At 69.0% G+C, this 8,120-nt stretch carries 8 protein-coding genes; 7 read left to right on the top strand and 1 reads right to left on the bottom strand.

The window, feature by feature from the left end:
* Nucleotides 1–1,834, top strand: a 1,834-nt coding sequence (locus O4G76_RS19515; protein ID WP_269398826.1) for a hypothetical protein, incomplete at its 5' end; no start/stop codon positions are given.
* On the opposite strand, the gene O4G76_RS19510 is transcribed toward O4G76_RS19515, so the two are convergent.
* Nucleotides 1,801–2,121, bottom strand: coding sequence for a hypothetical protein (locus tag O4G76_RS19510; RefSeq protein ID WP_269398825.1), 321 nt, complete (start codon nt 2,119–2,121; stop codon nt 1,801–1,803). The genes O4G76_RS19515 and O4G76_RS19510 overlap by 34 nt on opposite strands.
* Before the next feature lie 69 nt (nt 2,122–2,190).
* On the opposite strand from O4G76_RS19510, the gene O4G76_RS19505 reads away from it, so the two are divergent.
* The 6 genes from O4G76_RS19505 to O4G76_RS19480 all read left to right on the top strand — a co-directional run bounded on the left by O4G76_RS19505 (nt 2,191) and on the right by O4G76_RS19480 (nt 8,115).
* Nucleotides 2,191–2,904 (top strand): hypothetical protein, encoded by a 714-nt coding sequence (locus O4G76_RS19505; protein ID WP_269398824.1) that lies wholly within the window; start codon nt 2,191–2,193, stop codon nt 2,902–2,904.
* Between the two features lie 173 nt (nt 2,905–3,077).
* A complete protein-coding gene (locus O4G76_RS19500; protein ID WP_269398823.1) occupies nt 3,078–3,212 on the top strand; it encodes a hypothetical protein in 135 nt (44 codons plus the stop codon).
* Nucleotides 3,190–3,387, top strand: a complete 198-nt coding sequence (locus O4G76_RS19495) for a helix-turn-helix domain-containing protein (protein ID WP_269398822.1) — start codon at nt 3,190–3,192, stop codon at nt 3,385–3,387. The genes O4G76_RS19500 and O4G76_RS19495 overlap by 23 nt, the downstream gene beginning before the upstream one ends.
* Before the next feature lie 261 nt (nt 3,388–3,648).
* Entirely contained in the window at nt 3,649–5,304 is a 1,656-nt protein-coding gene (locus O4G76_RS19490; RefSeq protein WP_269398821.1) for a site-specific integrase, read from the top strand.
* Nucleotides 5,297–6,427 carry a hypothetical protein gene (locus O4G76_RS19485; protein WP_269398820.1) on the top strand — a complete coding sequence of 377 codons (1,131 nt, stop codon included), beginning with the start codon at nt 5,297–5,299 and terminating at the stop codon, nt 6,425–6,427. The genes O4G76_RS19490 and O4G76_RS19485 overlap by 8 nt, the downstream gene beginning before the upstream one ends.
* A gap of 17 nt (nt 6,428–6,444) precedes the next feature.
* Nucleotides 6,445–8,115: a recombinase family protein gene (locus tag O4G76_RS19480; protein ID WP_269398819.1), complete on the top strand. Its 1,671-nt coding sequence runs from the start codon at nt 6,445–6,447 to the stop codon at nt 8,113–8,115.
* Nucleotides 8,116–8,120: the final 5 nt, after the last annotated feature.

Raw genomic sequence — 8,120 nt, 5'->3', positions numbered from 1 at the left:
CCGCTGGCACGCGCCGCGCCGCCGGCTCGCGGCGCACGGCCCCGCACCCGCCGCCATCGCCTGGTGGCTGCGCGGGGCGACCGCCGCCGAGGCCGCGCTTCTGGCCGAGACGCTGCTCGGCACCCCCGCCGCGCCGCTGCGGCGGGCGCTGACCGATGCGGGCTTTCCGGCCGAACCGCTCCTCGACCCGATGGACCCCGAGATCGACCCACCGGTGCTGCGCATCGCCCTCCCCGCCATCGCCCCCGACCGGGTCGCGGCCTTCGAGGCCTGCCTGCTCGCCGCGATCGAGCGGCTGTCGCGCGGCCTCGACCCGGACGAGGTCCGGGCCGCGCGCGCCCGCCTTGCGCTGCGGCATGGTCTGGCCGAGGATCCCCGCCGCCCGGCCCCGCTGCTGCGCGGGCTCGCGGCCCTGCGCGGCTGGCGCGACGGCGGCGACCCGATCGGGGCGCTGCGCCTCGGCGACGCCAGCGCCGACCCCGCCCGGCTCGCGGCGCTGGTCGCCACCGAACTGCGCGACAACCCGCACCGCGTCACCCTGACCCGAGAGGCCGCCACCCCGGACCTCGCCGCCCGCGCCCGGGCGATGGCCGCCGACCCGGTGATCCGCCGCCGCGCCCGCCGCCTCGCCGCGACCATGGACCGCCCCGAACGACCCGGCGCGCGCGCCGCACTCGGCGCCCCCGCCCGCGCCGACTGGCCGCGCGACGCCTCCGAGCGCCCCGCCCGTCTCGTTAGCATCGGCCCGGCCGAGGCGCTGTCGATGCCGAGAGACAGCGGTCTGGTGCAGCTCGATCTCGGCTTCGACCTCGCGCAGCTGCCTGCCACCGACCTGCCCCTCGCCGGTCTGCTGACCGAGGCGCTGCGCCATGCCGCGCCCCCCGGCATTACCGCCGAGACCCGCGCCGCCCCGCGCCCGGATGGCGGCGTGGCCGCCCGGCTCTGGCTGCGCGGCACCGCGCCGGTGGCCGAGGCGCGCGAACTGGTCGCCGCACTGCTCGCGCGCGGCACCACCCCCCTGCCCGACCCGGCACCGCTGGCGGCGTCCCGCGCCGCCCGTCATCACGCGCAGCTCACCGGCCAGGGCCACGAGGCCGCCGACCTGATGCTGCGCGCCCAGATGGGGGCCGCCGGCGCGACCGAGGCCGCGCTCGAGGCCCCCGTCAGCGCCGACGCCGACCGTCTCGCCGCGCTGCGCGACCGGTTGCTCGGCACGCGCCCCTTCTGCGCGCTCTCCGGTCCCGCCGTGACGTTGGACGCACTGCACGACGCGCTGGCCCGAACCGTCGCCGAAGGCGCCCCGCCAAGCCCGGCACGGCCGGCGCCCCCCTGCTTAGGACCCGTCCGCCTCGCGCTGCCGGTCGCCGCGGCGACGGTGGCGCGCGGCCTCGATCTCGGCCCGCAGCCGGGCAGCGTGGCGGCGGCGGCGCAGCGCCTCGCTACTGGCTGGCTCTGGCCGCATGTCCGCGACCGGATCGGCGCCTATGGCGCGCAGGCCCGGCTCGACCCGGTGACCGGCCATCTGCGGCTGATCTCGATCCGCGACCCGGGCATTCAGGCCACGCTCGCGGTCTTTGCCGAGGCCCCTGACTGGCTCGACCGCGCCGAGGGGATCGAGCGCGGGATTGTCCCGGCTCTGGCTATGCTCGACCGGCCTCTGCTCTGGCGCGAGGAGCTCATAAGCCACGCCATGGCGCATCTGGCCAGCGACATCGCCGGCCCCCGCCGCCGGGCCGAGCTGATCGCGGCGGGCGCACGTGCACTGCCAGACCTAGCGGCGGCGATGCGCGCCGCGGCCCATCAGCCGCATCTGGTGGTGATCGCGCCGGGTTGAGCCGCTATATCAGCGGCAATGGCGGCAGCGCATCGGAAAATTCTGGGCCGCTTCTTCTGGAAACCAAAGATCTCGCAGGCATTGGCCCAGCTCTCCCACCCATGACGGCCAAAATCCTCACGCTCCAGCTCGCCCTTGAGCCGCGCCGCCGTCAGCCGTAGGTGGGCGTAGCGCGGGGTCGGGTTGCGCCGGCTCGCTGACCTGCTTCCGAGAAACTGGACCGCCGGGCCTGGGAGAATTCTCGTATTCTGCCGGACATGCAATACGAGGAAGACCGATGCGTCCATCGCGATACTGCCCTTCTCAATTTGCCGACCTTATGCTCCTTTCAGACTTCTGAGCAGGAGAGCATGACCATGCCGAAGATCACCAGGACCACCGGCAGCGGCATGACGGAACGGGCCGTTCTCAAGTTCGACCCGACCGATACCGATGACATTCAGAGGATGATCCGGGCGGCGATCGAGACGTTCGAGCGGAGCAGCTTCGACAGAGTGTCTAGGAAGCTCGAAATGCTTGCGAAGCAGATCCTAGAGTCTGCCGGACTGCCTTCCGACCCCGCAGTATCCTATTTGGTCACCCCTGACGGCGCTTGGGCCGTGGTCGACGATCAAATGTATCTCGATGCCGAGTTGCACAACGCGGATCTGCCACTTGATCTGGCAGTGCCATTTTGTGGTTACCCGTCTGACTCGGCCGAAGGATATGCGGCAAGGGTACTCATGCTCCTGCAGAAGGCCCGTCGGCAGCAGAAGGCCGGGAGCATTGACGAGGCGATGGCGCTGGCCTTCGAGGTAGGTGCGCTTGCCAATGAGGCGGGCATGAAGGACCTGTTCGAGGCGGACTTCCTCGTTGGTGCGAAGCAAAGAGCTATCGGACACAAGGCCCTTGAGAAGCAGCATGGCACGCCGGAAGAGAGAGCAGCGCGGCGAGGGGCCTACCTGCAGGAGTACGACCGCCTGCGAGCGAACGGCGTACGCAAGACGCTTGCCTGTGAGCTGACCGCAGAGAAGTTCCGCGTGAGCGCGAAGACCATCCAGCGCGCCGTTAAACTGAGAAGCTCGGAATAAATTTTTGGACAGTCATTCTGCTGTCCAATTTTTCGCTCGTACAAGCTGTCCAGTCCGGGAACGGGCGGGCCCTGCCCTGCCGCTGTCCGGGATTTCTGGCCCTACAGGGTCGCAATCAGGACGCAGCGACCGTGCAGCCTCGAGACCGACAGCGACAGCCAGCCGACAGCCCAGTGGGGGACGCCTCGGCGACCCATGCCGCGCTGCTGGCGCTGGCCCGGCTGATGGGTCGACTGGCCGCACAGGACCACGTGGCCGCGTCCTCGCAAGAGACGGACGGCTCCCATGCCCAGAACCCTCGCCCCTGACCTCGAGACACTACTGACGATCCAGCAGGTCGCCGAACTCGAGAATGTCAGCCCGAAGACGATCCGCCGGCGCATCAAGTCAGGCGGGTTGCCGGCGATCCGCAACGGCCGCCTGCTGCGCATCCGCCCCCAGGATCTGCGGAGCTACCGGCTGCGCCAGATGCTGGGGGAGTAATCGTGGGGCGATCGAAACGCCCTTAACGCCCCGACCCCCGGTCCAATAGTGTCCATTCATGGCAACAGCTTAGGAGCGCATCAGGAGAGGGCCCCCTCGCAAAGCACCGGGCTGAAACGTGCTACGGTTTCCTGATTCGACCACCTTGTCCGCTCCCGTCCTCCTGATGCCGCTCCTGTCCCGAACACCTTTTTCCTGATGCCGGAGGCTATCTTGCTCCAGACACCCATAAGACCCACTAGTGAAGCTGACCCGATCTCAATGGGCGCTCTGATCGAGAGCATCCAAGCCGATGCCGGGCTGAGCGACGCGCGCCGGCGCAATGTTGCCTCGTCGATCCGCCGTCTCTGTGCCGTGCTGGACGTCGCGCCCACCCAAGCTCCGGCCGCATTCTGGTTCCTCCGCGAGCGGCTCGAACAGGTCCATCCGGCGCAGGCCGGGATCAAGCCGCACCGCTGGGAGACGATCCGGTCCGACGTGGCATTCGCGCTCAAGCGCATCGGCCTGGCTCCGGACCAGCCGAAGCCGAAGGTGCCAATCTCTGCCGAATGGGCAGAGTTGCAACTGCACCTCAAGGCGCTTGGTCATGCCCACTGGGGGCTGTCCCGGCTCGCCTGCTACTGCGATGGCCGAGGCATCACGCCTGCTGCCGTCGATGATACAGTGACGGCCGACTTCCTGAGCTATCTTCAGACACAGACACTCAAGACCAAGCCGGAGCGCGCTCTTCGGGACGTCTGCGTGCTTTGGAACCGGCTGGCCGAGACCGCCGAAGATCTGGCGCTGCAGCATGTCACGCTCCCGAACAATCGCAGGACCTACTCGCCGGAATGGGAGGCGGTGCCGCTGCCGCTCCGGCAGGAGATCGAGAGCTGGCTCGCCTCCATGTCGAAGGAAGCGGATCTGCTGAGCGAGACCGGCCCGCTCCGCCCGCTGCGTCCAGCCTCCGTCACGAGCTACCGCTACGCCCTGCGCCAGGCCATCGCGGGCCTGATGCACAGCGGGCGGCCGCTCGAGACGATTACCTCGCTTGGCATGCTGGTCGAGCTGAAGGCGGTCGAGACCGCGCTGGAGTTTCACCGGACCCGCATGGGTGTGAAGCAAAGCCAGATGTTGGCACAGATCGCCCACGTGCTGGTGCTGGCGGCCGAGCACGCGGTGCATGCCGACGCAGCTACGCTCAGGACACTGAAACGGATGCGATCACGGGTCGCGGCGCCACGCACCGGCCTGAAGCCCCGCCCGCGGGAGGCACTGCGCCAATTCATCGATCGCGACGCGATTGAAACGCTTCTGGTCCTGCCCCAGCGCCTGCAGCGGCGGTTGCAGCGAAAGAAAGAGCTGACCGCTGCCGACGCCCGCCTGATGCAGGTGGCGCTGGCGCTGGAGCTGCTGCTCATGCGGCCGATCCGGCGCGGCAACCTCGTCGCGCTGCAGCTGGGCCGGCACGTGCTGCGGGTGGGCGGCCGGACGGTCATCCTGCTCGAGGAGGACGAGGTGAAGAACCGCGTGGTGCATGACTACCCAATCCCGCCGGAGAGCGCCAAGCTGCTGGACTTCTACACGGAGCAACTGCTGCCGCTACTCGGAGCAAACCCGAACCGCTTCCTGTTCCCGGGCGCAAGTCCGAGCAGTCCGAAGGCGGCCGAGCAGTTCGGACGCCAGTTCACCAAGACCATCCGCGCCGAGACCGGGCTTTACGTCTATCCGCATCTGCTGCGCCACTTCGCAGCGACGCTCTACCTCACCGAGAACCCGGAAGGCCTCGAGGTGGTCCGGCGGGTGCTGGGCCATCGCAGTGCCGACACGACGCATCGCAGCTACGCGGGCGTGCACGACCAGGTCGCGGTGCGCCGCTACGACGCACTGGTTTTGGGGATCCGCGGCGCCGTGCTGAAGGAGATTGGTCATGGCTGAGAATGCAGGACCGCTCGACCCCAAGCGCGATCCGGCACGACGCTGTCGCAAGCTGCCCGAGTGGCCCGAGGCGGATCGGCGCGCTTGGGAGGCTGCGGTCACTCCCGGTGGGCTTCTCGACGAGTGCGGGCTGGCGGTGCACTGGCGGCCAGCGACGCGGAAGTCGGTGCAAGACGCCTATGGCCGCTGGCTCACCTATCTCGACCGAGAGGGGCACCTCGATGAGGACACGGAAGCGGAGGAGCGCCTCACCCCCGACCGGCTGCGCGGGTTCATCGCCGAACTGCAGGCGACGGTCGCGCCGCTGACCCTGCGCAACCGGATCCGGGATCTGGAACAGGCGTTGCGCGTCATGGCGCCGGACAATGAGTTTCCGTACCTGCGACGCGCGCGTGCCCGGCTGAAGGCCCGCGGTCGCCCGGTCCGCTTCAAGCGCGCGCAAATCCGCCCCAGCCACGACCTGTTGCAGCTGGGCTTGGACCTGATCCGGCACGGCGAGGTGGCTCGGCCGCTCTGGCGGGCGGCACTCTATCGCGACGGGTTGATGATCCTGATGCTCACCTGCCGGCCCCTGCGGCGGGGCAACCTGGCCGGGCTTCGCCTCGGGCGGCACATGGTGAGGCGCGACAAGAGCTATGTCCTTCTGCTCGAAGAGTGCGAAACCAAGAACCACCGGCCCTTCGAACAATCACTCCCGGAGGCCCTCACGCCCGCCATCGAGCGCTACCTTGCGCAGTACCGGCCTTTGCTCCTCGGCCAAGGCAAGGACGACCACCTCTGGATTTCCTGGCGCGGCGTGCCGTTGGCCGAGACCGGGGTATATGCATGCGTGATGGGGCGGACCAGGGCGGCCTTCGGCATCGGCATTCCGCCGCACCGGTTCCGGGACTGCGCGGTGACCAGTCTTGGTGAGACCGACCCAGATCTGGTCTGGCTCGCCCCGGCGCTGCTGCACCATGCCGATCGGCGCATCGCAGAGACGCATTACGATCTGGCCCGCGACACGGCCGCGGTCGGCCTCTGGCAGAGGCACCTGCAGGACCGGCGCCGGAGTGCGAGAGCCGCGGCCCGCGGGCGCGGCCGCCTTGGCCGCAACGCGACAGTCGAACGGCAGACCCCATGAACAGGAAGGATCGCGTCATGCGCGCCGCCATTTACGCCCGCTACTCCTCGGATTTGCAATCCGCGAACTCGATCGAGGACCAGATCCGCCTGTGCCGAGAGGTGCTGGAGCGCGAGGGTGCGCCGGCGGTCGAGATCTACACCGACTATGCGCTGAGCGGCGGCGCGCTGAAGACGCGGCCCGGCATGCAGGCCTTGCTGGCCGACCTGCGTGCCAAGGGGTTCGACATGGTGGTCGCCGAAGCATTGGACCGGGTCAGCCGCGACCAGGAGGATGTCGCGGCCATCTTCAAGCGGATCACTCATGCGAAGGCCAGGCTGCTGACCCTGGCCGAGGGGGAGATCAGCGAGCTGCACATCGGCCTGAAGGGCACGATGAACGCGCTGTTCCTGAAGGATCTGGCGCAGAAGACGCGGCGCGGCCTGCGGGGCCGGGTCGAGGCCGGCTTTTCGGGAGGTGGCAACAGCTACGGCTACCGGGTGGTGCGCCGCTTTCTGGCGGACGGTACGGCCGTCACCGGCGAACGCGAGATCGAGCCGACGGAGGCGGAGATCGTGCGGCGGATCTTCGACGAATACGCCGCCGGCCACCCGCCGCGGAAGATCGTGGCCGCTCTCAACGCCGAAGGCATCCCGGGCCCGAGGGGCGGCGCCTGGAACGCCTCGACCGTCAACGGCAGCCGCCAGCGCCGCAACGGCATCCTCAACAACGAGCTCTATCTCGGCCGGCTGATCTGGAACCGGCAGCACTTCGTGAAGGATCCCGAAACCGGCAAGCGGATCTCGCGGCCCAACCCGAAAGCGGAGTGGATCACCACCGAAGTCCCGGAGCTGCGGATCATCGATGACGAGACCTGGGCCCGCGTTCAGGAGCTGAAGCGCCGTTATGCCGGCTGGGCCGGCAACACCCGCCAGACCAAGAAGCGGCTGCTGTCGGGCCTCGCGGTCTGCGCCTGCTGTGGCGGCAGCATGACCATCGCGCGCCGGGATCGCTACTACTGCGCCACGCGGCGGGAGAAGGGCACCTGCGAGGCCCGGCACGGCATCGCGGTGGTCGATCTGGAAACTCGTGTGCTCGGCGGGTTGCAGCGGCTGCTGGTCGGCAACGAGGCGTTGCTCGAGGCCTTCGCGGAGGCGTTCCGGCAAGAGCTCGCGCGATTGCGCGGCAGTCGCCAGTCGGACGCAACGAAGCTGCGCCGAGGGCTGGCCGAGACGGAGCGCGGCATCGCCCGCTGCCTCGACTACATTTTGTCGAGCGACACGCCGCCGGCCAGCGTGCGGCGCAAGCTGCAGGATCTGGAGGCGGACAAGACACGTCTCGAAGCGGAGCTTGCCCGGATCGAGGCAGACCTCCCTGCCCCAGCTATCGAGATTCACCCCAACGTGCCGGAGCTGTACCGGCGCCAAGTGTCGAAGCTGACGGCGCTTCTGGACGACGAGGACACACGTCCAGAGGCGATGGAGTCCATCCGCAGCCTGATCGACCGGATCGAGGTCGGCCCGCCCGAGACGGGCCGCGGACCCTGCAGCGTGACACTGGTGGGCGCGCTGGCCTCGGTTCTGGCCTTCGTTTCGGAGGGCATCGAAACGCGGAACCGCCGCGCCCTTGCGGGCCAGGGCGGTTCTGCGTTCGGTACGTGTTTGTTGGTTGCGGGAGCAGGATTTGAACCTGCGACCTTCAGGTTATGAGCCTG

This window comes from Limimaricola sp. G21655-S1 (assembly GCF_027213785.1).
Lineage (GTDB): Bacteria > Pseudomonadota > Alphaproteobacteria > Rhodobacterales > Rhodobacteraceae > Limimaricola.
Note: the sequence above shows the minus strand (reverse complement) of the source record. Positions and strands in the feature narration are given on the sequence as shown.